The following is a 25,594-nucleotide window of genomic DNA, read 5'->3' on the forward strand; positions in this document are numbered from 1 at the left end:
GACACGCTCCGTTGTTGCGTGCGGGGCCCCGGCTCCTGACAGAATCGCGTTCCGGTGCCGCGCCTGCGGGACGGGTCGAGGAGGCGTGGCGTGTCGTTCCTGCTCCGGGTGGTGCTCCCGGACAAGCCGGGAAGCCTCGGGGCCGTCGCCACCGCCCTGGGCGCCGCGGGAGCCGACATCCTGGGCGTCGACGTCGTCGAGCGTTCGCGCGGGCACGCCGTCGACGACCTCGCCGTCGAGCTGCCCACCGGCCGCCCACCCGACGTGCTCATCACCGCGGCGGAGTCGGTGCCCGGCGTGCAGGTCGAGTCGGTGCGCCCGCACTCGGGCAAGCTGGAGACCCACCGCGAGCTGGAGCTCATCGAGGCCATCACCGTCGACCCCGGGCACGGCCTGCAGCTGCTCGCCGAGGGCGTGCCGCGGATCTTCCGTGCGGGCTGGGCGCTGGTCGCGGCGCGCGAGGGCACCCGCGCCTACCGGATCGCGGAGAGCAGCGCCGCACCCGAGACCCGCGCCGCCGACCTGCCGTGGCTGCCGCTGCGGCGCGCGATCGCCGTCGACCCCGAGATCCACCGGGTCCCCGAGCCGTGGACCGACCTCGACACCGAGCTGGCCGCGGCACCCTTCGGCCCGTCGACGCCGCACGCGCTCGTCGTCGGACGCCCGGGGGGGCCGGTGTTCCGGCCCTCGGAGCTGGCCCGGCTCGCACACCTCGCCGGGATCGTGACGACCATCCTCGGCACCTGATGGACCGCCCCTGGGCACGCGTGCCGAGCTGGGTCGGTGCGGCGGTCCGGCCCGAGCTCAACGGGGCCATCGACGAGATCATCACCGTCGTGCGGGCCGAGGTGCCCGACTACACCCGCCCGCTGACCGGCCGCTTCGGCTCCCGGATCACCGAGGGCGTGTCGGTGGCGCTGAGCCAGTTCGTCGACCTGCTGGGCCGCGACGAGGCCCTCACCGACACCCGCGTCTACCGGGCGCTGGGTCAGCTGGAGCACCGGGAGGGGCGGACGCTGGCCGCGTTGCAGTCGGCCTACCAGGTCGGCAGCCGGCTGCTGTGGCGCAGGCTCGGGGCCAGCGCCACCGCCCGCCAGCTGCCGCCGGAGGTCATCTTCGCCCTCGCCGAGGCGCTGTTCACCTACATCGAGCAGCTCTCGGCGGCGTCGGTGGCGGGGTGGGCGGCGGAGGAGTCGAGCCGGGCGGGGTCGCTGCAGACGCGGCGGCACGCCCTCGTCGAGCTGCTCTCGCGCAACCCGCCCGCCCCCGCCGCCGAGGTCGAGCAGGCCGCGGCCGCGGCGAACTGGCCGGTGCCCCCGCGGCTGGCCGCGCTCGCCGTCACCGACGTGGTGGAGGTGGCCGCCCGGATCCCGTCGGCGATCGGGGCCGACCTGGACCCGGTGGGCCTCGCGCTCGTACCGGTGGTCGACCGGACCGGCTGGGTCGAGCGCGTCCGCGCCGGGATCGGCAACCGGCGCGCGGTGCTGGGCCCGGTCGTCGAGGCCGGGGAGGCGCACCGTTCCATCGCCCGCGCCCGCGCCGCGTGGCCGCTGCACGCCGCGAAGGGGCTGGGCGACGTCGACCGGCTGGTCCGCACCGACGAGCACCTGCTCGCGCTGCTGCTGGCCGGGGAGCCCGAGCTGGCCCGGGACCTGCGCACCCGCGCACTCGCCCCGCTGGACGGGCTGCCCGCCGGCGCCGGCGCCCGCGCGGAGGAGACGCTGCGGGCCTGGCTGGACGCGCACGGCGACGTCACCGCCACCGCCGGGGCCCTGCACGTGCACCCGCAGACCGTGCGCTACCGCCTCGCCCAGCTCCGCGACACCTTCGGCGGTGCGCTGGACGACCCGCTGGCCCGCCTGGAGCTGGCGATCGCCCTGCGCAGCCCACCCCCCGCCACGCCGTCCTGAGTCCCGCCCCGCCCCGCCCCGCCCCGCCCCGAAATGGCCCCGCCCCGAAATGGCAGTAAAGCCACTTTCCCGCCACGAGATGGCGGGAAAGTGGCTTTACTGCCTCAGGCGGGCGGTGCGGGTCAGGCCGTCTTCGGGGCGCCGCCGGGGAAGGCGTAGCGGAAGATCTTGCGGAGCACCTTGAAGTACTGCTTGGGCAGCGGGCCGGCGGTGTAGGGCAGGCCGTAGCGGTCGCAGATCTCGCGCACCCGCGGGGCGATCTTCGCGTAGTGGTTGCTCGGCACGTCCGGGAACAGGTGGTGCTCGATCTGGTGGCTCAGGTTGCCGGTCATCAGGTGGAACGTCGGGCTGCCGGTGAGGTTGGCCGAGCCGAGCATCTGCCGGACGTACCACTCGCCCTGCGTCTCGTTCTCCAGCCGGGACTCCTCGAAGGTCTCCGTGCCGTCGGGGAAGTGCCCGCAGAAGATGACCGCGTGCGACCAGATGTTGCGGACGGTGTTGGCCGTCAGGTTGGCGGCGGCCGTCTGCACGAAGCCCGGGCCGGACAGCAGCGGGAAGAGCACGTAGTCCTTGGCGAGCTGGCGACGAGTCTTGCGCCACAGCGCCTTGAGCTCCTGCTTGGCCTGCGACCAGGGCTTGGTGCCCTCCTGGACCTTCTCCAGCTCGATGTCGTAGATCGCGATGCCCCACTCGAACACCAGCGAGAGACCGAAGTTCGTCAGCGGCTGGATCAGGTCGATCGGCTTCCACGGCTGCTCGGGGGTGACCCGCATGACCGCGTAGCCCAGGTCGCGGTCCTTGCCCCGCACGTTGGTGAACGTGTGGTGCTCGTAGTTGTGCGACTTCTGCCAGGCCTTGGAGGTGGACGCGTGGTCCCACTCCCAGGTGGTGGAGTGGATCTTCGGGTCCTTCATCCAGTCCCACTGGCCGTGCAGGACGTTGTGCCCGATCTCCATGTTGTCGAGGATCTTGGCGACCGACAGCGCCGCCGTGCCCGCGACCCATGCCGCCGGGTTCAGCGAGAAGATCAGCGCCCCGCGGCCGGCGATCTCCAGGCTGCGCTGGAGCTTGATGACGTTGTGGATGTAGCGGGCGTCGGACTCACCGAGCCCGCCCAGCACCTCGTCGCGGATCGCGTCGAGCTCGGCGGCGAGTGCGTCGAGCTGCTCGGGCGTGAGGTGCGCGGCGGCGCTCGGCGCCATCGTGGGGACGGTCCCGGCGATGCGGCTGGGCAGCGGGTTCTCGACGACGACCGGCTCGGCCTTCTTCACCGAGTTGACGCGTGTGGTGGGTCGGTCGATGGCGATGGTCATGCGGATCTCCCTACAGCTCGATCTCGACGTCACCGGCGGCGCCCGACACGCAGGTCCGGACGGTGTCGCCCGGGGTGTCGTACAGCTCGCCGGTGTTGAGGTCACGGACCGCGCCCGAGCGCAGGCGCCCGACGCAGGTGTGGCAGATGCCCATGCGGCACCCGTTGGGCAGGACCGCACCGGCGGCCTCCCCGGCCACCATGAGCGGGGTGCCGGGGCCCGCCTCGGCGGCGATGCCGCTGGTGGTGAAGGAGACGGTGCCGCCCGCGCTGTCGCCGGCGAAGGCCGGGGGGACGAAGCGCTCGACGTGCAGCGCGTCGGGGTCGCCGGAGCGCTCCCAGTGGGCGGTGAGGTCGTCGAGCATGCCCGCGGGGCCGCAGATCCAGGCCTGGCGCGCGGCCCAGTCGGGCACGCAGTCGCCGAGCGCGTCCGGGCTCAGCCGGCCCTCCAGCGCGGTGTGCCGCTCGACCAGGCGCAGCCCCGTCGACGCGGCCAGCGCGCGCAGCTCCAGGCCGAAGACGACGTCGCGCGGTGTGCGGTCGCAGTGCACGAGCACCGCGCCGTCGAGCGCGTCGGGTCGGGTGGCGGCCAGCTCGCGCAGCATCCCCATCACCGGGGTGATGCCGCTGCCCGCGGTGACGAACAGCAGCTTCTCCGGGACCGGCTGCGGGAGCACGAACTCGCCCGCGGGCGGGCCGAGGCGCAGCACCGTGCCGACCGGCGTGCGGTGTGCCAGCTCCCCGGACACCGCACCGCCGGGGATCGCGGTGACGGTGACGGCGAGCAGGTCGTCGGCGGGCCGGGAGGTGGCCGAGTAGGTGCGCCAGTGCCACACCCCGTCGAGCCGCACCCCGACGCCCACGAACTGCCCGGGCACGTGCCGGGTGCGTGCCCGGCCCGGCTTGAGCAGCAGCGTCGTGGTGTCGGCGGTCTCCCGGCGCAGGCCGACGACGCGCGCGTGCGGCTCGCTCGCGGACCACATCGGGTTCAGCGTGCCGAGCAGGTCGTCGGGCAGCAGGGGCTGCGTGAGCCATCCCGCTGCCGTGTAGGCCTGCCGGCCGATCGCACCCAGAACACCCATGACCGCAACCGTATTGCGCTTTTCGACGAGACACCACGGCCTCGGCCACGACGAGCGGCCCGTTTCTGTGGCAGAACCCAAAGAACGGTCAGAAGCGCAGCTTGAGGGCGGTTTCCACCAGGTCGTCGTTGCCGGTGCCCAGCCAGCCGTCCGGCCGGACCAGGACGTCCTCGAAGCCGATGCGGGTGTCGAGGTTGTTGCGCATGGCGTACTCGAGTACCGGCCAGGCGCCGTCCTCCTCGCCGTGCAGCAGCACCGGGACGTCGAGCGTGCCCAGCGCGCGCAGGATGCGCAGGCCCTCGGCCACGGCCGTGTCGGGGTCGGGCACCGTCGACTCGGCGAGCACCCGCACCGTGCCCGGCGGGATCCCGGTGGTGCGCAGCGTGACGGCGTCACCGCCGGTCCACACCCCCAGCTCGACGCCGATGCCGACCGAGGCTGCGGCCGCGCACACGTCGGTCCAGCCCTTCTCGTGCACGTTGACCGAGCAGACGTCGGGCTTGCCCATCCCGAGCCGGCCCCAGGCCAGTACCGCCTCGATGCGCAACCGCGGGTCGGGCTGGATCCACCGGCCGGTGGTCACCCCGATCTCCATGTGCGGCACCTCGTTGCGGATGGCGGCCACCGCGTCGGCGACGTGCACCGGGTCGAGGGTCTCCTCGGCGTCGGGCCCCCGCGGGTGGACGTGCACCGAGGCGATGCCGTGCAGGGCCACCGCCCGGGCGTCCCGGGCGAGATGGCGGGCCAGCACGGGCAGCGCCGGGTGCGCGTCGGCGGGACGCGATCCGTTCAGAACTGCCTGCAGCACCGGCACACTCCCCTCACAGGGCGGATCGTAGCCCGGCCGACGATCCGGCACCCCGTCCGTGTGGAGACCCCACGAACCCGTCCGTCAGCCCCCGATCGTGGCCACCTCGGTGGCCGCCTCGGGCCCGCGGTCGAGCAGGACCCGGAAGCCCGACTCGTCGAGGATCGGGACACCGATCTCCAACGCCTTGTCGTACTTCGACCCGGGTGCGTCGCCCGCCACGACGAACGCCGTCTTCTTCGACACCGAGCCCGCGGCCCGGCCGCCGCGGGCGGTGATGGCCTCCTTCGCCTCGTCGCGGGAGAAGCCCTCCATCGAGCCGGTGACGACGATCGACATGCCGTCCAGCGTGCGCGGGACCGTGGCGTCGACCTCGTCGACCATCCGCACGCCGGCCGCGCGCCACCGGGCGACGACGTCGCGGTGCCAGTCGACGGAGAACCAGTCGCGCAGGGCCGCGGCGATGGTCGGCCCCACCCCCTCGACCCCGGCGATCGGGGCCAGGGCCGCGGCCAGCGCCTTCGACCGGGCACGGGCGTCGGCCCGGGCCTGCTTCTCGGCCGCGAGCGCCCGCTCCTCCGCCGACGGCCCGGCCGGCTCCGCGCCGTCCCCCGGGGCGGTCGCGCCGGCGGCCCCGTCCGCGCCCCCGTGACCGGCCGCGTCGTGCCCGGCCCCGGTGTCCTCGGGCCCTCCCGCGTCGACGGGCTCGGGCACGTCGGTGGCCGGGTCGTCCGCCTCCGCCGCCGACCCGTCGGAGGTGATGACGAGGCCGGCGGCCTCGGTGTCGCGGGCCGCGGCCTCGGCCGCCGCCTCGATCGCCTCCATCGAGGTGAACTCCCGGGCCAGGGCCTGGGCCGCGGTGGGGCCGACGTGCCGGATGGACAGCCCGACCAGCACGCGCCACAGCGGCCGGTCCTTCGCCGACTCCAGGTTGACCAGCAGCTTGCGCCCGTTGGCCGACAGCTCCCCCGCCTTGGTGCGGAACAGCTCGGTGCGCAGCAGGTCGTCCTCGGTGAGGGAGAAGACGTCGCCCTCGTCGCGCACGACCCCGGCCTGCAGCAGCGCGACGGCGGCCTCGTAACCCAGGCCCTCGATGTCGAACGACCCGCGCCCGGCGACGTGGAACAGCCGCTCCCGCAGCTGCGCGGGGCAGGACCGGGAATTGGGGCAGCGCAGGTCGGCGTCGCCCGCCTTCTGCTGCGCGAGCGCGGTGCCGCACTCCGGGCAGTGCGTGGGCATGACGAACTCGCGCTCGCTGCCGTCGCGCGCGTCGACGACGGGTCCGAGCACCTCGGGGATGACGTCGCCGGCCTTGCGGATGACCACGCGGTCGCCGATCAGCACGCCCTTGCGCTTCACCTCGTGCGCGTTGTGCAGCGTGGCCATCGACACCGTGGACCCGGCGACGACCACCGGCTCCATCTGCGCGAACGGGGTGACGCGGCCGGTGCGCCCGACGTTGACGGCGATGTCGAGGAGGGTGGTGACGGCCTCCTCGGGCGGGTACTTGAACGCGATGGCCCACCGGGGCGCCCGCGAGGTGGACCCGAGCCGCCGCTGCAGCGCCACCTCGTCGACCTTGACGACCACGCCGTCGATCTCGTGCTCGATGTCGTGGCGGTGCTCGCCCCAGTACTCGGTGTGCGCCACGACCTCGTCGACGCCTTCGAGGACGACGGTGCGCTCGGACACCGGCAGCCCCCATGCCCGCAGCGCGTCGTAGCCCTGCGACTGGCGGACCAGGGTGAACCCCTCGCGCCTGCCGAACCCGTGGCAGATCAGCCGCAGGTTCCGCGACGCGGTGACGCGGGGGTCCTTCTGCCGCAGCGACCCGGCCGCGGTGTTGCGGGGGTTCGCGTACGGCGGCTTGCCCGCCTCGACCATCTGCGCGTTGAGCGCCTGGAAGTCGGCCAACCGGAAGTAGACCTCGCCACGCACCTCCACCAGGGCCGGGACGGGGAACTCGGCGGTGCCGGTGAGCTGCTCGGAGACCTCCTCCAGCGTGCGCATGTTGAGCGTGATGTCCTCGCCGGTACGCCCGTCGCCGCGGGTGAGCGCGCGGGTGAGCCTGCCGTCCTCGTAGAGCAGGTTGACGGCCAGGCCGTCGATCTTGAGCTCGCAGAGGTAGTGCACCTGCTCCGAGCCGATGTCGCGCGCCACCCGCTCGGCCCACGCGCGCAGCTCGTCGGCGGCGAAGGCGTTGTCGAGGCTGAGCATGCGCTCCAGGTGGTCGTGCGCGGTGAACACCGTGGAGAACCCGCCGACGCGCTGGGTGGGAGAGGCGGGCGTGACCAGCTCCGGGTGCGCCTCCTCCAGCGCCAGCAGCTCGCGCCACAGCTCGTCGAACTGGCCGTCGGAGATGATCGGCGCGTCGAGGACGTGGTACCGGAAGAGGTGTCCGGAGACCTCCTCGGCCAGCTGCGCGTGCCGTTCGGCGTGGGGTGCGGGGCTCACGTCGGCGAGGTTACCGAGGCCCCCCGACAGTGTCGGCCGGCTCGGCCCCCGGGGCGGAGCAGACCGTCGGCGTGGCGCGCCGGTCGCGGACGGGCGGCGCGGGACTCGCGGGCGCGGATCCCGCGACTCGCGGGCGGGAATGTCGCGACTCGCGGGCGGGGCGGGGGCGGGGGCGTCAGGCGGGGGCGTCCGCGGCGGGGTCCTCGTCGGGCGGGTCGAGGAAGGCGGCGCCCAGCTCCCGGCTCAGCGCCAGTGCGCGGCGGGCCCACCGCGGGGAGGCGCCGGCGAGGCCGCAGGTGGGGGTGGGGACGCACAGCGACGAGAGGCGGACGCGGTCGAAGCCCAGCCGGTCGGCCAGGTCGAACGCGGGCTGTGCGAGCCGCCGCGACGTGACCCGCCCGGCCGGCTCGACCGCCGGGACCAGCCCGAGCAGCAGCGGCGTGCCGGCGTCCCACAGCTCGCCGATGCGGTCGAGGGCGGCGGGCTCGGCGGTGCGGCCGGACACCGCGGGCCGGGTGGCGTCGACCGACACCGCGACCGCCCCGACCCCGCCGAGCAGCCGCAGCGGGGCGTCGTCGGCGCAGCAGTGCAGGACGACGGGCACGCCGAGCGCGGCGATCAGGTCGCGCAGCACCTCCGACGCCGCCCGCTCGCTGACGCCGCGGACCGTGCCGTAGCCCGACGGTGTCGGGATGCGGGCCCCGAGCACGGCGGGCAGCGACGGCTCGTCGAGCTGCAGCAGCACCTGCGCCCCGGTGCGGGCGGCGACCTCGGCGACGTGGCCGCGCAGGCCCTCGGTGAGGCTCGCGGCGAACTCGCGCACGGCCCCGTGGTCGGTGAGCACGCGGTGCCCGGTGCGCAGCTCGACGCCGGCCGCGAGCGTCCACGGGCCGGCGGCCTGCACCTTCACCCAGCCCGGGCGGGTCGGCTCGCACGCCTCCTGGAGGGCGTCGAGGTCGAAGCGCATCAGGTCGACCGCGCGCTGGTGGTCGCGGCCCGGCCGGGCGGCGACCCGGTAACCCGACGGCCGGACGTCCACCGCGATGTCGACCAGCAGGCCCGCGGTGCGCCCGATCATGTCCGCGCCGACGCCGCGTGCGGGCAGCTCCGGCAGGTGCGGCAGCAGCGGGAGCTCCCCCGCGACGACCCCGGCGGCCTCGCGGACGTCGGTGCCCGGCATCGAGCCGATCCCGGTGGCCGCGCCGTCGGGCCAGCGCGGCAGCTCGACGGGACCGGTGTCCTCCTCCGGCTGCTCGACCAGGGTGACGCGGGACGGCGCGGGGGGCGCGCCACCGCCCAGGCCGGCGGCCGCCAGCGCGGCGGCCAGCGGGTCCTCCGGCTCGGGCGGGGCGGGGGCGAGCCCGGCGGCGGCGAGCGCGGCGGCCAGCGGATCGTCGGTGCTCATGCCCGCTGTCTACCAGGCGGGGACCTCAGGCCTTGCGGTAGCGGGCGTCGAACAGGCAGTGGACGCCGAACGCGATCAGTCCCAGGGCGAGCAGCACGAGCAGCGGCGGCCCGTAGGGCTGGTCGGCGAGCACCTGCAGGGCGGCGTCGAGGGTGGTCGGGGACGCCGGGTCGTAGCGCACCGCGGCGATCACGATCAGCACCCCCGGCACGCCGTAGGCGACGCCGAGGGCCATCCAGCCGACCTGCCCGACGCACGTGACGAGGGTGGAGCGGCGCAGCCCGGCGCCGCGCAGGTCGAGCTCGCGCAGGAACGTGTGCTGCACCCCGCGGCGCACCGCGTACGCCGACCCGATCACGACCGCGACCCCCGCGAGCCCCACCAGCACCGGTCCGCCCGGCCAGCCGAGCACCACCGAGGCGAACGAGGGCTGCGACGACGGGGCGCCGCCCTTCGCCGCGGTCGACGCCGCCGACCAGCCGAGCACGCCGAACAACCCGGCCTCGGCGAGGTTGATCGCGACGCGCAGCGCACGCTGCCGCAGCGGGACCCCGCGATGGCCCAGCACGGCCTCCGCGAGCTGCCACACCACCAGCGCCGCGAGCCCGACCGCGACCACCCACAGCAGCACCAGCCCGGGCCCCGTCGAGGCGACGGCCTGCAGCGCGCCCTTCTTGTCGGCCCGCTCGCGGTCGCCGAACGCCACCTGCACGGCGAGCGCCGCGACGAGCACGTGCACGAGCCCGTAGGACACCAGCCCCACCCGGCCGACCGTCCGCAGGACGATCCCGGCACCTTCGCCCACCTCGCTGGGGGTCCCCTGGCCCACATCACTGGGGGTCTCGGACACGGCGCGCCTCCTTCGGGTCGGACGAGCCTGCCACGCCGGTCGTGCTGGCGTCCGCCGGGTGGGGTGCTGCCACCCTCCCCCGGGCCGCCCCCGACGCCCGACCCTCGACGGGTGGACACCGCACGCCTGCTGCGCACCCTGCCCTCCCTGCTCGCCGCGGGGGCGATCGCGCTGCTCGGCGCGGGCGTCGTGACGGTGGTCGCGCACGCCGGTGCCGCCCCGCCGGCCGCCCCCGTCGGCGCCCACGGCGGCGGGCACGGCACGCACGCCGGGCACGCCGGGCGTTCCGTCACCGACCTCACGGGTCCCCGCGACGGCGTGCCCGACGTCGCGTTCACCCTCACCGCGCGGCACGCCGCCGTGACGCTGCCGACGGGGGCGACCGTCGACGCCCTCACCTTCGACGGCACCGCCCCCGGGCCCGAGCTCCGGGTCCGGGCCGGGCAGCTCGTCGAGGTGACGCTGCGCAACCTCGACGTCGACGAGGGCGTCACCCTGCACTGGCACGGCCTCGACGTGCCCAACGCCGAGGACGGCGTCGCGGGCGTCACGCAGGACGCGGTGGTGCCGGGCGGCGAGCACGTCTACCGGTTCCGGCCCGAGCAGGTCGGCACGTTCTGGTACCACTCCCACCAGGACTCCGCGCGCACCGTGCCGCGTGGGCTGTTCGGGGTGCTCGTCGTCGAGCCCGCCGCGGGCTCGGGCCCCGACGCCGTCCTCGCCGCCCACACCTGGGACGACGTCGGCACCGTCGTCGACGGCCCGGCGCGCCGCGACACCGTCGGCCGCGTCCGGCTCGTCAACACCGACTCGGTGACGCAGGACTGGACCGTCACCGGCGGCCCGTTCACGGTGCTCGCGATCGACGGCACCGACGTCGACGGCCCGACCCCGCTGCGCGGCACGGTGCTGCGGGTCCCGGCGGGCGGCCGGCTCGACGTCGGGCTGACCGGGCCCGCGACCGTCGGGATCGTCGACGGCCCGGCGGTCGGGTTCGGCACCGACCCCGAGCCGCCGGCGGGGGACGGGCCGGTGTTCGACCCGCTGCACTACGGCACCCCGGCGCCGCCGGAGACCGGGCCGTTCGACCGCGACCTCACCCAGGTGCTCGACACCGAGCGCGTGACGCAGCGCGGCGTCCCCTCGATCGTCTGGACGATCAACGGGTCGCTGCACCCGGAGCCCGCGACCGTCACCGACGGCGAACTGGTGCGCGTCACGATCCGCAACGACGGCACCGACCCGCACCCGATGCACCTGCACGGCCACCACGTCCGCGTGCTGTCGCGCGACGGGGTGCCCGCGACGGGGAGCGCGTGGTGGACCGACTCGCTCGGCGTCGAACCCGGGGAGACCTACGAGGTCGCCTTCCGGGCCGCCAACCCCGGCATCTGGATGGACCACTGCCACAACCTCGCCCACGCGTCCGCGGGGATGGTCATGCACCTCCTCTACGAGGGGGTCAGCACCCCCTTCGAGCACGGCGGGGGTGCGGGAAACACCCCCGAATGATCGCGGCAGCACCCCTGACCAGCGACGACACCGTTCCTAGGCTCGATTCGACACCCGGACACCAGGAGAGACCATGAACGCCCGACGCCCCCTCGCCGCCGCCGCCCTCGCCGCCGCGCTGCTCGGCGTGACGACCGCCTGCGGCGGGGCCCCGGCCCCCGCCGCGCCCGCGGCGCCCGCCGAACCCGCGCCCGCGGCCGCCTCCGCGGAGACGGCGTGCACCAACCTGCTCGCGCTCGACACCACCCCCACCCCCGACGAGGGCCCCGACGGGCCGCCGCCGCCCGAGGCCGTCATGGAGTGGGGTGCCTCGATCACGCCGCTGCTCGAGGGCGCACTGGCCGCCGCTCCCCCCGAGCTGGCCCCGTCGCTGACGGCGCTGCAGCCGGTCGTGCAGGCCGCCGCGACCGAGGGCACCACGCCCGACTTCGAGGACCCCGCGTTCACCGGCGCCCTGCTCGGCTACGAGACCTGGGCGCACGACAACTGCGGCTACCAGAACATCGACCTGGTCGGCACCGACTTCGAGTTCTCCGGCGCCCCCGCCACGCTCGACGCGGGCCCCGTCAGCCTGCTGCTGAGCAACGAGAGCACCGACGACCAGTTCCACGTCGCGCTGCTGGCCCGGGCCAAGGACCCGGCGATGACGATCGAGCAGTTCACCGCGACGCCGATGGAGGAGCTGTTCGGGATGGTCGACCTGGTGCCCGGCGGTGCGGCCGCAGCACCCGGCCAGAGCGCCGGGATGCTCGCCGACCTCGAGCCGGGGAAGTACTTCCTGCTCTGCCCGGTCGGTGACGAGGGCGAGCTCCCGCACCACCTGCAGGGCATGATCACCGAGATCACGGTGGCCTGAGGGGGGTCACCGAATTGCAGGAAGGCCACCTTCACGCAACCTAGTTGCGTGAAGGTGGCCTTCCTGCAATTCCCGAGAGGCGGGGACGGACGGCGTCAGTGGGCGGCGGTGATGCGGGCGCTGCCGCGCACCACGTCGCCGTCGTAGAGGGCCACGGCCTGACCCGGCGCCACCCCCCGCAGCGGCTCGCCCAGCTCCACCCGCAGCCGGCCGTCGACCCCGGGATGGGCGACGGCGGGGGCCAGGCCGCCGTGGGCGCGCACCTGGACGGTGCAGGCGAAGGGCTCCGCGGGTGCCGCACCCGCACTCCACACCGCGGCGGCGGCGTCGATGGCGTGCACGTCGAGGGCCTCCACGGGCCCCACCCGCACGGTGCCCGAGACCGGCTCGATCCCCAGCACGTAGCGAGGGCGGCCGTCGGCGGCGGGGGCGTCGACGCCGAGGCCCTTGCGCTGGCCGACGGTGAAACCGTGCACGCCGTCGTGGCGGCCCAGCTCGGCCCCCGAGGTGTCGACGATCGCGCCGGGGCGGGTACCGATCCGCGCGGTGAGGAACGCGCGGGTGTCGCCGGAGGGGATGAAGCAGATGTCGTGGCTGTCGGGCTTGTCGGCGACCCGCAGACCACGGGCGGCGGCCTCGGCGCGGACCGCGGGCTTGGGGGTGTCGCCGAGCGGGAACATCGCGTGCCGCAGCTGGTGCGCGGTGAGCACGGCCAGGACGTAGGACTGGTCCTTGTCGACGTCGACGGCCCGGCTGAGCTCCCCCTGCCGCAGCTGCGCGTAGTGGCCGGTGCAGACCGCGTCGAAGCCCAGCCCCAGCGCGCGGTCCAGCAGGGCCGAGAACTTGATCTTCTCGTTGCACCGCAGGCACGGGTTGGGGGTCTCCCCCGCCGCGTAGGACGCCACGAAGTCGTCGACGACGTCGGCGCTGAACCGGGCGGCGAAGTCCCAGACGTAGAACGGGATGCCCAGGACGTCGGCGGCGCGGCGGGCGTCGGCGGCGTCCTCCTTGGAGCAGCACCCGCGGGAGCCCCCGCGCAGCGCGGCCGGGGTCTCCGACAGCGCGAGGTGCACCCCGACGACGTGGTGCCCGGCGTCGACGGCGCGGGCGGCGGCCACGGCGGAGTCGACGCCGCCGCTCATCGCGGCCAGGACGCGCATCAGCGGGAGACCCCCGCCCGCCGCGCCCGCTCCACGACCTGACCGATCACCGCCGCCACCGCGTCGACGTCCTCGGGACCGGAGGTGTGGCCAAGGGAGAAGCGCAGGGACCCGCGGGCGGTGGCCTCGTCGGCGCCCATGGCGAGCAGCACGTGGCTGGGCTGCGCGACGCCCGCGGTGCAGGCCGACCCGGTCGAGCACTCGATGCCGTGCGCGTCGAGCAGCATCAGCAGCGAGTCGCCCTCGCAGCCGGGGAAGGACAGGTGGGCGTTGCCGGGCAGGCGGGACGGGCCGCCGTCGATCTCGCCGGTGCCGGGGTCGCCGTTGAGCGTCGCGTCGCCGACGGTGGCCCGGACCTTGCCGATCAGGTCGTCGCGCAGGCCGCTGAGCATCGCGGCGCGGCGCGGGGCGTCGGCCACCGACAGCTCGACGGCGGTGGCCAGCCCGACGACGGCCGGGGTGTCGAGCGTGCCGGAGCGCACGTCGCGCTCCTGCCCGCCGCCGTGCAGCAGCGGCGTCAGCTCGACGGTGCGGCCCAGCAGCAGCGCGCCCGCGCCGTAGGGTCCGCCGAGCTTGTGGCCGGTGAGGGTGAGCGCGTCGACGCCGGATGCCGCGAAGTCGACCGGCAGGATCCCGACGGCCTGCACGGCGTCGGTGTGCAGCGGCACGTCGAAGTCGTGGGCGACCTCGGCCAGCTCGCGGATCGGGTTGACGGTGCCGACCTCGTTGTTGGCCCACATCACCGACACCAGCGCGACGGTCTCGGGCACCGCGGCCAGTGCGGCGCGCAGCGTCTCGGGCTGCACGCGACCGGCGCCGTCGACGGCCAGCAGCTCGACCTGCGCGCCGGAGTGCTCGGCGAGCCACAGCGCGGAGTCCAGGACCGCGTGGTGCTCGATGCCGGGCACCAGGACGCGCACGCGACGGGGGTCGGCGGCGTTGCGTGACCAGAACAGGCCCTTGACCGCGAGGTTGTCGCTCTCGGTGCCGCCCGTGGTCAGCACGACCTCGGACGGCCGCGCGCCGACGGCCGCGGCGATGCGCTCGCGGGACTCCTCGACGTCGCGGCGGGCCCGGCGCCCGGCCGAGTGCAGCGACGACGCGTTGCCGGTGCGGGACAGCGCCTCGCACATCGCGGCCACGGCCTCGGGCAGCATCGGCGTGGTCGCCGCGTGGTCGAGGTACCTGGAGCCGGCGCTCGGTGGCGTCACGTCAGATGGCCTTCCCGTGTCGCTGGGTCGACCCGAGGATAGTCGCCCGTCCGCGGACCTACGCGGCGACGGGGACCGGCCGGCCCGCGGATCGGTGTCCCACCGCGCCCGGGTGCGGCGTGCCGGTGACGGCCCCCACAGCCGTCGCGGCGGCGGCCGCGAGGCCGCGGCGGTCCCGATCGGCGGGGTCGATGTCGGCCAGCACCGTCATCCCGCAGGTGAGTCCGGGCAGCCGGAGCACCCGGCGCAGGGAGTCCCACAGCGTCTGGTCGCCGACGAAGGCCCCGGCGGCGGTGGCCTCCCCGCCGGCGAGCCGCAGGGTGAACGCGACGGGCCGCACGGGCACGCGGGCGTCGATCGCGGCCTGGAACGCGGCGCGCCGGAACGTGCCCGCCGCCGCGCCGCACCACGTCGTCCCCTCGGGGAAGACCCCGACGGTGCCACCGGCGCGCAGGGCGTCGGCGGTGCCGGCGACGGTGCGGGGCAGGTCGCGCAGGCCCGCCCGGTCGACGAACAGCGCACCCGTCCGGGAGGCCAGCGACCCGATCACCGGCCAGGCCCGTACCTCGTGCTTGGCCTGCAGCCGCATAGGCCAGGTGGCGTACAGGGCGAGCACGTCGATCCAGGAGAGGTGGTTGGCGACCACCAGCACCCCACCCCCGCGAGTCCCCCGTTCTCCGTCCGCGAGTCCCCCGTTCCCCGCGCGCGAGTCCCCCTTTTCCCGCCTGCGAGTCCCCCGTCTCGCGGCCCGCATGTCGCGGAATCCCGGACCACCGCCCGCCCCGTCGACCCGACGACGTGACGGGCCGCCCGTCACGTCCAACCGGACACCCGCCGCCCGCAGCGCACCCGACGCACAGGCGCGGAGCCAGCGCTCGCGCGCCCCTCCGCGCAGAGCGGTCACCCCCACCACCGCCGCGACCAGGACGACGACCAACCCGCCCAGCCGCGACGCGAACCGCAGTGCTCCCACCCCCGGTTCCTCCGCCGGCAGGCAGGACGGGGTGCACACCGGCACCGGGACCCAGGCCGACGGCGGGGCGGCGCGGTGCGCCGCGACGTCCGGCGCGGAGTGGCGTCCACCAAGGTGGTGTTCGACCGGCCCGGTGACGGGCGCAAGCTCGTGTAGGGCGGCCATCGCGTGATCTTCTGGAGACCTCTCACAGCACCCAGAAGGACGACCACGCGATGACCGCACCGAGCAGTATCGACCCTGCCCAGTTCCTGCACGAACAGCTGTCCCAGGCCTCGCCGGACCTACTGCGCCAGATGTTGACCACCTTCATCAACACCCTGATGTCCGCCGAGGCCGACGCCGTGTGCGGCGCCGGCTGGGGCGAACGCAGCGACGCCCGCACCAACACCCGCAACGGCTACCGGCACCGCGACTTCGACACCCGCGCCGGCACGATCGACGTGGCGATCCCGAAGCTGCGCTCCGGGTCGTACTTCCCGGACTGGTTGTTGGAGCGCCGCCGTCGCGCCGAACGGGCCCTGACCACCGTGGTCGCCACCTGCTACCTGCTCGGAGTCTCCACCCGGCGGATGGAGAAGCTGGTCGAGACCCTCGGCATCACCCGGCTGTCCAAGTCGCAGGTCTCGACCATGGCCGCCGAGCTCGACGCCCACGTCGCGGACTTCCGCACCCGCCCCCTCGACCAGGGCCCCTACACCTTCGTCGCCGCGGACGCCCTGGTGCTCAAGGTCCGCGAGGGCGGCCGGGTGGTCAACGTCCACGCCCTCGTGGCGACCGGTGTCAACGCCGACGGGCACCGGGAGATCCTCGGGCTGCAGGTCACCTCCGCCGAGGACGGCGCCGGATGGCTCGGGTTCTTCCGCGACCTCACCGCCCGCGGCCTGTCCGGGGTCCGTCTGGTCACCTCCGACGCCCACAACGGCCTGGTCGCCGCGATAGGCGCCACCCTGCCCGGAGCGGGCTGGCAGCGGTGCCGCACCCACTACGCGGCCAACCTGATGGCCGCCACCCCGAAAGCGTCCTGGCCGTGGGTGCGCGCTCTGCTGCACTCGGTCTACGACCAACCCGACAGCGTCTCGGTGCACGCCCAGTTCGACCGGGTCCTCGACGCCGTTGCCGAGAAGCTCCATCCCGGCGCTGAGCGCCTGACCGACACAAGAAGATCACGCATCAGCTGCCACACACCACGCCAGCGGACTTGACCCGGCGCGGGGACGGGATCCCGCGACCCGGCCCCGGGAAACGGGGGACTCGCACGCGGGAGACGGGGGACTCGCGGACGGAGAACGGAGGACTCGCGGACGGGGAACGGGGGACTCGCGGGGTGGGGGGTCATGCGTCGGGGCCCAGGACGTCGGGGCCCAGGAAGAAGCGGGCGTAGCGGGGGTCCATGTGGTCGAGGCCGAGCAGGACCGGGAAGTCGGCGCAGTCGAAGTCGGGGTCGTGCGCGGGGGCGCCGCAGACCCACGCGCCCAGGCGCAGGTAGCCGCGCAGCAGCGGCGGGAGCGGGGAGCGGGCCGCCACGGCCGGGACGGGCCACGGCCGGTGCGGCGTCACGCGGTAGCGCGGCGGCGCGAGGTGCGCGGTCCGCACCCGCTCGGCGACCGAGGCCGCGAGCGCTCCCCCGTCGGCCAGCGGGACGCTCGCGCAGCCGATCAGCCAGCGGTTGCCGGTCAGCAGCATGTAGCGGGCGATCCCGGCCCAGACGAGGTTGATGACGGCGCCGTCGCGGTGGCCGGGGTGCACGCACGAGCGGCCGGTCTCGACGAGCGAGGGGCGCAGCGGGTCCAGGGCGCCGATCGCGAACTCGCCCTCGGCGTAGAGGGCCCCCGCCGCCGCCGCGCGCCGTGGCGGCAACATCCGGTAGGTGCCGACGATCTCGCCGGTGGCGTCCTCCCGGACGACGAGGTGGTCACAGAAGGCGTCGAACCGGTCGACGTCGAGACCCGGCTCGGGGCTGTGCAGCACGGCCCCCAGCTCCCCGGCGAACACCCGGTGCCGCAGCCGCTGGGCGGCCCGGACCTCGGCGTCGTCGGTGGTGAGCAGCAGCGAGTAGCGGGAGGCGGCGGCCGGTGGGGTCGCGGCGAGAACCTGCGATGCGGTCACACGGGTCTTGGTAGCCCCCCGAGGTGGCCCGCGGCCCTCACCCTCATTGCAGGAAGGCCACCTTCACGCAACCAGATGGCGTGAAGGTGGCCTTCCTGCAATTCGACGGGCGAGCGTCAGGACTTGCGCTTGGCGATCTCGTCCTTGAGCTGCGGGGCGACGGTGAACAGGTCGCCCACCACACCGAAGTCGGCGATCTCGAAGATCGGCGCCTCGGCGTCCTTGTTCACCGCGATGATCGTCTTGGACGTCTGCATCCCGGCCCGGTGCTGGATCGCACCCGAGATGCCCAGCGCGATGTAGAGCTGCGGGGACACGGTCTTGCCGGTCTGCCCCACCTGGAACTGGTGCGGGTAGTAGCCCGAGTCCACCGCGGCCCGCGAGGCGCCGACGGCGGCACCCAGGGTGTCGGCCAGGCCCTCGACGACACCGAAGTCGTCGGCCGAGCCCACACCGCGACCACCGGAGACGACGACCGAGGCCTCGGTGAGCTCCGGACGGTCACCGCCCACGATCGGCTCCCGGCTGGTGACCGACGCGTTGCGCCCGTCGACCGACACCGTCACGGTCTCCTGCGCGCCCGCACCCGCGGCCGCCTCGATCTCCACCGAGCCCGGGCGCAGCGTGATCACCGGGTGCGCGGTGTTGGCCTTGGCCTCCGCGACGTAGGCGCCACCGAACACCGAGTGCGTGACACCGTCGGCCGACAGGCCCACGACGTCGTTGAGCCACGCGGAGTTCGTGCGCACCGCGAGGCGCCCGGCGATCTCCTTGCCGTCGGCGGACACGCCGATCAGCACCGCGGCGGGCGACGCGGACTCGATCAGCCCAGCCAGCACCGACACCTCCGGCGTCAGGAACGCGGTGTCGTCGGTCTCGGCCACGTAGATCTTCTCGGCGCCGTGCTCGGCCAGACCGTCGGCCAGCTTGGCCGCCGTGCCCGCCGGGCCGACGACGACCGCGGACGGCTCGCCCAGCGTGCGGGCGGCGGTCAGCAGCTCGAACGTCGACTTCTTGATCTCACCCTCGAGGTGGTCGACGAGGACCAGTACCTCAGCCATGACTGTCTCCTCTTCTTCTCGTCGAACCGGACTCAGATGAGCTTCTGCGACACGAGGAACGCGGCGATCTTCGCGCCGCCGTCGCCCTCGTCCTCGATCTTCTCGCCCGCGCTCTTGGGCGGCTTGGGCGAGGCCGAGGTGACCGCGGACAGCGCGTTGGCCAGCCCGACCTCCGAGGCGTCGATCCCGGCGTCGGCCAGCGAGAGCGTGGCGACCGGCTTCTTCTTCGCCGCCATGATCCCCTTGAACGACGGGTAGCGCGGCTCGTTGATCTTCTCCCCGACCGAGATCACGGCGGGCAGCTCGGCCGAGAGCATCGTGATGCCCTCGTCGGTCTCGCGCTTGACCGTGACGGCCGAGCCGTCGACGGTGATCTCGCGGGCGTGGGTCAGGGCCGGCAGGCCCAGCACGTCGGCCACCATGGCCGCGATCGCGCCGCCGCGGCCGTCGGAGGCCTCGTTGCCGGCGATCACCAGGTCCACACCGTCGACGGTGCCGATCGCCTTCGCGAGCGCCTTCGCGGTGCCGACGGCGTCGGTGCCCGCCAGCGCCTCGTCCGACAGGTGCACCGCCTTGTCGGCACCCATCGACAGCGCCTTGCGGATCGCGTCGGTGGCACGGTCGGGGCCCATCGTGAGCACGGTGACCTCGGAGCCGTCGTTGGCCTCCTTCAGCACCAGCGCGGCTTCGACGGCCCGCTCGTTGATCTCGTCCAGGACCGCGTCGGTGGCGTCCCGGTCCAGGACACCGTCCGACGGGTTGAGCTTGCGTTCGGAGTAGGTGTCGGGCACCTGCTTGACCAGCACGACGATGTTCATCGGACCTCTTCGACCTCCTGCCGGTGCGGACGCTGCCGCTCGTGGGTCTCGCGGGGTCGAGAGCCCCACGGATGAAACGACTCTGCCACCCGCTGTGGCGCACGGGCGCGGCGGGCGGCTCTGTCCGACATTGTTACCGGGCGGTATCCACCGGGCAAACGGGCAGCGGGGTGAGGCTGCTCACCGATGGTGCGGGCGTGCGCTGTGACCGACCTCACCCACCGCGTTTCCACCCTCCGCGAACCGGGCATCCGCTCACCGGATCGGGTGACGGTCCGGCAGGTCCCCGCCGGAGCCGCGCCCAGGAGAAACGGAGTCCCACGATGCCTCTCATGAACCGCCTGCTGGGCGCCCTGCGCGGCGCCGCGAACCCCGGCCACCCCGGCGGCGCCCGCCCCGCGGGCGGCCGCCCCGTCGGCGCCGGCGGCCACGGCGCCCGCCCCGGCGGCGGCCTCGCCGGGATCATCGGCTCGCTGCTGTCGGGCCGCGGTCGCCGACGCGGCCTGTAGACCACTCCTCCCTGACGGACGGCGCCCGGAACGATCGGGCGCCGTTCGTCGTTTCCCGGCCCGGACGGCGCTGACCGCACCGGGCCGGAGCCGATAGGGTCGCGCGCACCTCCCGGACGTCCCGGTCGAGCCGTCCGGGACGCCCGGCGGTGAGGTGCGGGTGAGAGGGGTACGGCCGTGGTGGTGACCGGCTACGACGACCGTCACGGCTGCGGCTACGTCCTGAGCACCGGGTCCGACGCCACGACGCCGACGCCGCACACGCTCGCCGTCACCCACGAGGGCCTGACCGTCCGCGCCACCCCGGAGCTGGCCGCGGCCCTGCGCGACGCGCTGGCGAACCGCCCCGTCGCCCGGTTGGGCTGGTCGGGGCCCGAGGTGCCCCTCACGCTCGACGACCGGATCCTGCTGGCCTGGCTGCGGCACACCGTCGGGGGCGTGCTCACCGTCTCCGGCGGCCCCGAACGCTGAGCACCGCCATCCGGACGCGGGGTCGCGAGCAGGCGCGCCGGACGGTCCTGCCGGGCCGCCGATCGTCAGGCAAGTGTCAGGCGGGCGCCGGGCACGCGGCGCCGGGATCGGCCAGTATCGGGGGCGAGCCACCCGGAGAGGAGCCCGATGACCGTCCACGATCTGCCCTCCGTCGACCGTTCCGACGTGACCCGCCGCCTCACCGAGGAGTTCACCGGCCTGGTACCCGACGACGTCGTCCGGCTCGAGGTCGAGATCGCGGCCCGGGAGCTGCGGGGCCAGGTGCCCGACGGCGCGCTCGCGGAGATGCTGCACCGCCTCGCGGCACAGCGCCTGCGCGGGTGGGTCGTGGTCCGGCGCTGAACACCGACCGCGGGGCCGAGGCGCCCACCCGCCTGCTGCTGGTCGAGGACGACGCCCGCATCCGCCAGGCACTGCGCATGGCGCTGGCCGACGAGGGCTGCGAGGTCGTGGAGGCCCCCGACGGGGAGTCCGCGCTCGCCGCACTGGCCGGTACCCCCGTCGACGTGGTGCTGCTCGACCTGATGCTGCCCGGGGTCGGCGGCCTGGAGGTGTGCCGGACCCTGCGCGCCCGCGGCAACCTGCCGATCATCATCGTCTCGGCGCGGGCCGACCACCGCGACGTCATCGCCGGGCTGGAGGCGGGCGCCGACGACTACGTCACCAAGCCGCTCGTCGCGGCGGTGCTCGCGGCCCGCATCCGGGCGCTCCTGCGGCGCCGGGCGCCCGGGACGACCGGCGTCGCGACGGTCGTGCGGGCCGGCGACCTCGAGATCCGGCCCGACGAGCAGGTCGTGCTGCGCGGCGGGCGGCCGGTGCACCTCACCCGCACCGAGTTCGGGGTGCTCCTGGAGCTGGCCTCCGCGGGCGGGCGGGTCGTCACCCGCGAGGCGCTGCTGCGCCGTGTGTGGGGGTACGACTACGTCGCCGACACCCGGCTGCTCGACGTGCACGTCCGGCGGCTGCGCCGCAAGGTCGAGGACGACCCCGACGACCCGCGGTGTGTACTGACCGTCCGCGGGAGCGGGTACAAGATCGGGCAGACCGGCTGAGGGGGTCCTGGTGCGCATCGTCGGCCCGTCCCTGCGCTGGCGCGTGGCGATGGCGTTCGGGCTGGTCTCGCTGGTCCTCACCGGCGCGCTCGCGACGGTCACCTGGAACCTCGCGTCGGGCTACATGCTGCGCCAGCGCGAGGACAGCGCCGTGCTCCAGGCGACGGTCGACGTCCGGCTCGTCGAGGCCTCGCTCCGGGCCGGATCCGGCGGGCTGCGCGACCTGCTCGCCGGGCTCACCACCGATTCCGGGTCGACCGTGCTGCTCGAACGCGAGGACGGGTGGCTCACCAGCGGCCGGCAGGTCGATCCCGCCGCGCTCCCCCGGCCGCTGATGGAGCTCGCCGAGGCGGGTGTCCCCGCCCGGCAGCGGGTCGTCGTCGACGGCGTCCTGGTGATCGCGGTGACGCTGCCCGTCGCCACCGACGGTTCCACCTACGTCGAGCTCTTCCCCCTCCCGGAGCTCGACCGGACCTTCCGCTTCCTCAGCGCCGTGCTCATCGCCGGGGTCGCCACCAGTGCCGTCCTGGCCGTCACCCTGGGTTCCTGGCTGGGACGGCGGGCGCTGCGCCCCCTGACCGAGCTGACGGCCGCGGCGTCCCGGGTCGCCGGCGGCGACCTGGGGACCCGCCTTCCCGACACCGCCGATCCCGACCTCGCCCCGCTCACCTCCTCGTTCAACCGCACGGCCGGCGCCCTGGAGGCCCGGGTGCGCCGCGACATCCGGTTCGCCGGCGACGTCAGCCACGAGCTGCGCTCCCCGCTCACCACGATGGCCAACGCCGCCGCCGTCCTGGAGCGCCGCCGCGACGAGCTCGGCGGCACCTCGCGGCAGGCGCTGGACCTGCTGACCGGTGAGGTCGACCGCTTCCAGCGGATGGTCGTCGACCTGTTGGAGATCTCCCGCGAGGACCCCGACGCGGCCGACCCCGTCGACCTGCTGGACCTCGGGGAGCTGGTCGCCGCGGCCCTGGCGGTCCGGCCGGGCCCGGCCCCCGCCGTCGAGCGCGCGGCCGCGCCGGTGCTGGTGCGGGGTGACCGGCGCCGCCTGGACCGGGTCGTGGTCAACCTGCTGGACAACGCCGACCGTTACGGCGGCGGCCCGGTGCGCGTCGGCGTGACGCGGCACGCCGGCCGGGCCAGGGTCGAGGTCGACGACGCCGGTCCCGGCGTGCCGGAGCACCTGCGCGAGCAGGTGTTCGAGCGGTTCACCCGCGGCACCCGGGCCGGGCGCCGCGGCGACGACGGCGGTACCGGACTGGGGCTGGCCCTGGTCGCCCAGCACGTCGACCGGCACGGCGGCACCGTGCACGTGTGCGACCGCCCCGGTGGCGGGGCCCGGTTCGTCGTCGAGCTGCCGGAGGCCGCGCCGTGACCCGCCGCCGGTTCCTCGTGCCCGTCGTGCTCGGCTGCCTGGTCCTGGGCGGGTGCGGGGTCGACGACGAGCCGGAGCCGGTGCCCCTCACCGAGGCGCCGGTGGCCCCGGCCGCGGTGCCGACCGTGACCCAGCGCCCCGACCCCGCGCCGGACCCGTCGACGCCGGACGGGTGACCACCGGCCCGAACGCCTCTCCCCGGAGGCCGATCTCCGAGGCCTGCCGCGGCGGGCTCCCCAGCCTCCGCGCTCCCCGGAACGGGACGGTCCGGTGGTCACCACGACCAGTTGTAGCGGGCCGCGGGGCACCCCGGTGCCCGGTCGCGCCGATCGTCAGGCGGTCGTCAGGTCGACCGCCGGTCGCGGGGCCCCGACGCGGGTCTGGCAGCGTGCGGACGGTGACATCCCTGCCCCTGACCGGCGAGCGCACCGTGCCCGGCATCGCCGAGGAGAACTACTGGTTCCGCCGCCACGAGGTGGTCTACGCCGCGATCGCGCCCCGCTGCACCGGGCTCGACGTGCTGGAGGCCGGCTGCGGCGAGGGGTACGGCGCCGACCTGCTGGCCGGGGTCGCGCGCCGGGTCGTCGGCCTCGACTACGACGTCCCCACCGCCGTCCACGCCGCCCGCCGCTACCCCCGCGTCGACGTGGCGCGTGCCAACCTCGTCGCGCTGCCCGTCCGCGACGGTGCGGTCGGCGCGGTGGTGTCGCTGCAGGTGATCGAACACCTGTGGGAGCAGGAGCGGTTCCTGCGCGAGTGCCGCCGCGTGCTGGCCCCGGGGGGCGCGCTGCTGCTGTCCACGCCCAACCGGATCACCTTCTCCCCCGGCCGCGACACCCCGCTCAACCCCTTCCACACCCGCGAGCTGTCCGGGTCCGAGCTCGCCGGGCTGGTGCGCGACGCCGGGTTCGCCGACGTCGAGGTGCTCGGGCTGCACCACGGCCCCCGCCTGCGGGAGCTCGACGCGCGCCACGGCGGGTCGATCGTCGACGCGCAGGTCGCCGTCGTCGTCGACGGGAACCCGTGGCCCGCCGCCCTGCGCGCGGACGTCGCCTCGGTGACGAGTGCCGACTTCGAGCTGCACGGCGACGACGTGGACGCGAGCCTGGACCTGCTGGTCCTGGCCCGCCGCTGACGACCGCCGGTCCGCGCGCGTCGCGTAGCGTCCGGGAGGTGGCTCGACCCGTCGGCACCTTCTGCCTCGTGCTGCACAGCCACCTCCCCTGGCTCGCCCACCACGGCCGCTGGCCGGTGGGCGAGGAGTGGCTGTACCAGTCCTGGGCGCACTCCTACCTGCCCGTCCTCGACGTCGTGGAGCGCCTCGCCGCCCAGGGCGGGCGCGAGCTGCTCACCCTCGGCGTCACCCCGGTGCTGGCCGCCCAGCTCGACGACCCGCACTGCCTGCGCGGGGTGCACGACTGGCTCGGCGGCTGGCTGCTGCGCGCCCACGAGGCCGCCGCCCGGCTGCCCGATCTGGGCGCGCACGAGCACCGCACCGCCACCGCCGCGCTGGAGACGTTCGGGACGCGGTGGCGGCACGGGGCGTCGCCGCTGCTGCGGGGGCTGTCCGACGCCGGTGCGCTGGAGCTGCTCGGCGGGCCCGCGACGCACCCGTTCGCGCCGCTGCTGGAGCCACCGGTGCGGGAGTTCGCGCTGGAGACCGGCCTGGCCGACGCGCAGCTGCGGCTGGGGAGCCGCCCGTCCGGGATCTGGGCGCCGGAGTGCGGCTACGCGCCCGGGATGGAGCGCGGGTACGCCGCGGCGGGCGTGCGGCGGTTCCTCGTCGACGGCCCGGCGGTGCGCGGCGACACGGCGTTCGCCCGGCCCGTCGGCGACTCGGGCGTGCTCGCCTTCGCCCGCGACCTCGACGTCACCTACCGCGTGTGGTCACCGCGCAAGGGCTACCCGGGCGGGCGCGACTACCGCGACTTCCACACCTACGACCACCCCTCGGGCCTCAAACCCGCGCGCGTGACCGGCCGCTCGGTGCAGCCGGAGGACAAGGCGCCCTACGACCCGGCCCGGGCGGCCGCGGCGGTGCGGCGCGACGCCGCGGACTTCGTCGCCGTCGTCCGGGAACGGCTGGTGGGCCTGCGCGAGCGGCACGGGCGCCCCGCCCTGACCGTCGCCGCGTTCGACACCGAGCTGTTCGGCCACTGGTGGCACGAGGGCCCGGCGTGGCTGGAGGCCGTGCTGCGCGCGCTGCCGGAGGCCGGGGTGCGGGTCACGACGCTGCGCGGGGCCGTCGACGCGGGGCTCGTCGGGGACCCGGTGGAGCTGCCGCCGTCGTCGTGGGGGTCGGGCAAGGACTGGCGGGTGTGGGCGGGGGTCGAGGACCTGGTCGCGCTCAACGCCGCGGTGCAGAAGGCGCTGCTCGCCGTCCCCCCGGCCGGGCCGGTGCGCGACCCGCTGCGCGACGCGCTGGCCCAGGAGGCGCTGCTGGCGCTGTCGAGCGACTGGGCGTTCATGGTCACCAAGGACTCGGCGGCGGGCTACGCGCGCGACCGCGCGCACGCCCACGCCGCCCGCGTCGAGGAGCTGGCGGCCCTGCTGCACGCGGGTCGCCGCGCCGCCGCCGCGCACCGGGTCCGGACCTGGCCCGCCCACCCCTTCGGCCACGTGGACGCCCGCGACCTGCCCTGAGC

25 protein-coding genes are annotated in these 25,594 nt (G+C 75.2%); 13 read left to right on the plus strand and 12 right to left on the minus strand.

The features are described from left to right. Positions 1-90 precede the first annotated feature (90 nt). A complete protein-coding gene (locus PHY01_RS07400) occupies positions 91-747 on the plus strand; it encodes an ACT domain-containing protein (protein ID WP_141277781.1) in 657 nt (218 codons plus the stop codon). Beyond that, positions 747-1,910, plus strand: coding sequence for a PucR family transcriptional regulator (locus tag PHY01_RS07405; RefSeq protein ID WP_141277782.1), 1,164 nt, complete (start codon positions 747-749; stop codon positions 1,908-1,910). The genes PHY01_RS07400 and PHY01_RS07405 overlap by 1 nt, the downstream gene beginning before the upstream one ends. 122 nt (positions 1,911-2,032) lie before the next feature. On the opposite strand, the gene PHY01_RS07410 is transcribed toward PHY01_RS07405, so the two are convergent. From PHY01_RS07410 to PHY01_RS26295, 6 genes are all read right to left on the minus strand, one after another. Continuing rightward, positions 2,033-3,112, minus strand: coding sequence for a fatty acid desaturase family protein (locus PHY01_RS07410; RefSeq protein WP_141277956.1), 1,080 nt, complete (start codon positions 3,110-3,112; stop codon positions 2,033-2,035). A 121-nt stretch (positions 3,113-3,233) separates the two neighbouring features. Continuing rightward, entirely contained in the window at positions 3,234-4,304 is a 1,071-nt protein-coding gene (locus tag PHY01_RS07415) for a ferredoxin reductase (protein WP_141277783.1), read from the minus strand. Positions 4,305-4,392: 88 nt separating this feature from the next. Further along, positions 4,393-5,112 carry a 3-keto-5-aminohexanoate cleavage protein gene (locus tag PHY01_RS07420; protein ID WP_141277784.1) on the minus strand — a complete coding sequence of 240 codons (720 nt, stop codon included), beginning with the start codon at positions 5,110-5,112 and terminating at the stop codon, positions 4,393-4,395. Positions 5,113-5,196: 84 nt separating this feature from the next. Beyond that, complete coding sequence (gene ligA, locus PHY01_RS07425) at positions 5,197-7,566, minus strand: NAD-dependent DNA ligase LigA (RefSeq protein ID WP_246085755.1); 2,370 nt, start codon at positions 7,564-7,566, stop codon at positions 5,197-5,199. 175 nt (positions 7,567-7,741) lie between these two features. Then, positions 7,742-8,971 (minus strand): uroporphyrinogen decarboxylase/cobalamine-independent methonine synthase family protein, encoded by a 1,230-nt coding sequence (locus PHY01_RS07430; RefSeq protein ID WP_141277786.1) that lies wholly within the window; start codon positions 8,969-8,971, stop codon positions 7,742-7,744. A gap of 25 nt (positions 8,972-8,996) precedes the next feature. After that, entirely contained in the window at positions 8,997-9,821 is an 825-nt protein-coding gene (locus tag PHY01_RS26295; RefSeq protein WP_170183693.1) for a DUF1206 domain-containing protein, read from the minus strand. A 111-nt stretch (positions 9,822-9,932) separates the two neighbouring features. Here PHY01_RS26295 and PHY01_RS07440 point away from each other — a divergent pair, with 111 nt between their 5' ends. Both PHY01_RS07440 and PHY01_RS07445 read left to right on the plus strand, forming a co-directional pair. Continuing rightward, positions 9,933-11,333, plus strand: coding sequence for a multicopper oxidase family protein (locus PHY01_RS07440; protein WP_170183694.1), 1,401 nt, complete (start codon positions 9,933-9,935; stop codon positions 11,331-11,333). Positions 11,334-11,406: 73 nt separating this feature from the next. Further along, positions 11,407-12,189 (plus strand): hypothetical protein, encoded by a 783-nt coding sequence (locus tag PHY01_RS07445; RefSeq protein ID WP_141277788.1) that lies wholly within the window; start codon positions 11,407-11,409, stop codon positions 12,187-12,189. Between the two features lie 95 nt (positions 12,190-12,284). Here the strand turns inward: PHY01_RS07445 and mnmA are convergent, their stop codons facing one another. Genes mnmA through PHY01_RS28085 form a run of 3 tightly spaced genes read right to left on the minus strand, consistent with a single transcriptional unit; the run spans position 12,285 to position 15,698 of the window. Beyond that, positions 12,285-13,349 (minus strand): tRNA 2-thiouridine(34) synthase MnmA, encoded by a 1,065-nt coding sequence (mnmA, locus tag PHY01_RS07450; RefSeq protein ID WP_141277789.1) that lies wholly within the window; start codon positions 13,347-13,349, stop codon positions 12,285-12,287. Next, positions 13,349-14,560 (minus strand): cysteine desulfurase family protein, encoded by a 1,212-nt coding sequence (locus PHY01_RS07455; protein WP_281283601.1) that lies wholly within the window; start codon positions 14,558-14,560, stop codon positions 13,349-13,351. The genes mnmA and PHY01_RS07455 overlap by 1 nt, the downstream gene beginning before the upstream one ends. Positions 14,561-14,618: 58 nt before the next feature. Further along, on the minus strand, positions 14,619-15,698 hold the full coding sequence (locus PHY01_RS28085) for a lysophospholipid acyltransferase family protein (protein ID WP_141277791.1): 1,080 nt from the start codon (positions 15,696-15,698) through the stop codon (positions 14,619-14,621). Between the two features lie 50 nt (positions 15,699-15,748). Here PHY01_RS28085 and PHY01_RS07465 point away from each other — a divergent pair, with 50 nt between their 5' ends. Then, the gene (locus PHY01_RS07465) at positions 15,749-16,738 is read left to right on the plus strand and encodes an IS256 family transposase (protein WP_370467396.1); all 990 of its coding nucleotides are present in this window, start codon (positions 15,749-15,751) and stop codon (positions 16,736-16,738) included. 130 nt (positions 16,739-16,868) lie between these two features. Here the strand turns inward: PHY01_RS07465 and PHY01_RS07470 are convergent, their stop codons facing one another. From PHY01_RS07470 to PHY01_RS07480, 3 genes are all read right to left on the minus strand, one after another. Further along, complete coding sequence (locus PHY01_RS07470) at positions 16,869-17,642, minus strand: GNAT family N-acetyltransferase (protein WP_141277792.1); 774 nt, start codon at positions 17,640-17,642, stop codon at positions 16,869-16,871. A gap of 116 nt (positions 17,643-17,758) precedes the next feature. Then, complete coding sequence (locus PHY01_RS07475) at positions 17,759-18,703, minus strand: electron transfer flavoprotein subunit alpha/FixB family protein (RefSeq protein ID WP_141277793.1); 945 nt, start codon at positions 18,701-18,703, stop codon at positions 17,759-17,761. A gap of 32 nt (positions 18,704-18,735) precedes the next feature. Then, positions 18,736-19,521, minus strand: coding sequence for an electron transfer flavoprotein subunit beta/FixA family protein (locus tag PHY01_RS07480; RefSeq protein ID WP_141277794.1), 786 nt, complete (start codon positions 19,519-19,521; stop codon positions 18,736-18,738). A gap of 332 nt (positions 19,522-19,853) precedes the next feature. Between PHY01_RS07480 and PHY01_RS26305 the strand changes: the two genes are divergently transcribed. From PHY01_RS26305 to PHY01_RS07515, 8 genes are all read left to right on the plus strand, one after another. Further along, entirely contained in the window at positions 19,854-20,030 is a 177-nt protein-coding gene (locus PHY01_RS26305; RefSeq protein ID WP_170183696.1) for a hypothetical protein, read from the plus strand. Between the two features lie 183 nt (positions 20,031-20,213). Continuing rightward, positions 20,214-20,501, plus strand: coding sequence for a hypothetical protein (locus tag PHY01_RS07485; protein ID WP_246085756.1), 288 nt, complete (start codon positions 20,214-20,216; stop codon positions 20,499-20,501). A gap of 147 nt (positions 20,502-20,648) precedes the next feature. Next, on the plus strand, positions 20,649-20,864 hold the full coding sequence (locus PHY01_RS07490) for a hypothetical protein (RefSeq protein WP_141277796.1): 216 nt from the start codon (positions 20,649-20,651) through the stop codon (positions 20,862-20,864). After that, positions 20,843-21,574: a response regulator gene (locus tag PHY01_RS07495; RefSeq protein ID WP_281283602.1), complete on the plus strand. Its 732-nt coding sequence runs from the start codon at positions 20,843-20,845 to the stop codon at positions 21,572-21,574. Before PHY01_RS07490 ends, PHY01_RS07495 begins: the two co-directional genes overlap by 22 nt. Positions 21,575-21,584: 10 nt before the next feature. Then, positions 21,585-22,949 (plus strand): sensor histidine kinase, encoded by a 1,365-nt coding sequence (locus PHY01_RS07500; RefSeq protein ID WP_307723950.1) that lies wholly within the window; start codon positions 21,585-21,587, stop codon positions 22,947-22,949. Continuing rightward, positions 22,946-23,125, plus strand: coding sequence for a hypothetical protein (locus tag PHY01_RS07505; RefSeq protein ID WP_141277797.1), 180 nt, complete (start codon positions 22,946-22,948; stop codon positions 23,123-23,125). Before PHY01_RS07500 ends, PHY01_RS07505 begins: the two co-directional genes overlap by 4 nt. Before the next feature lie 221 nt (positions 23,126-23,346). After that, on the plus strand, positions 23,347-24,084 hold the full coding sequence (locus tag PHY01_RS07510; protein WP_307723952.1) for a class I SAM-dependent methyltransferase: 738 nt from the start codon (positions 23,347-23,349) through the stop codon (positions 24,082-24,084). Between the two features lie 38 nt (positions 24,085-24,122). Next, positions 24,123-25,592, plus strand: coding sequence for a 1,4-alpha-glucan branching protein domain-containing protein (locus PHY01_RS07515; RefSeq protein WP_141277799.1), 1,470 nt, complete (start codon positions 24,123-24,125; stop codon positions 25,590-25,592). Positions 25,593-25,594: the final 2 nt, after the last annotated feature.

The organism is Pseudonocardia hydrocarbonoxydans (genome assembly GCF_006539565.1).
In the GTDB taxonomy this organism is placed as follows: domain Bacteria; phylum Actinomycetota; class Actinomycetes; order Mycobacteriales; family Pseudonocardiaceae; genus Pseudonocardia; species Pseudonocardia hydrocarbonoxydans.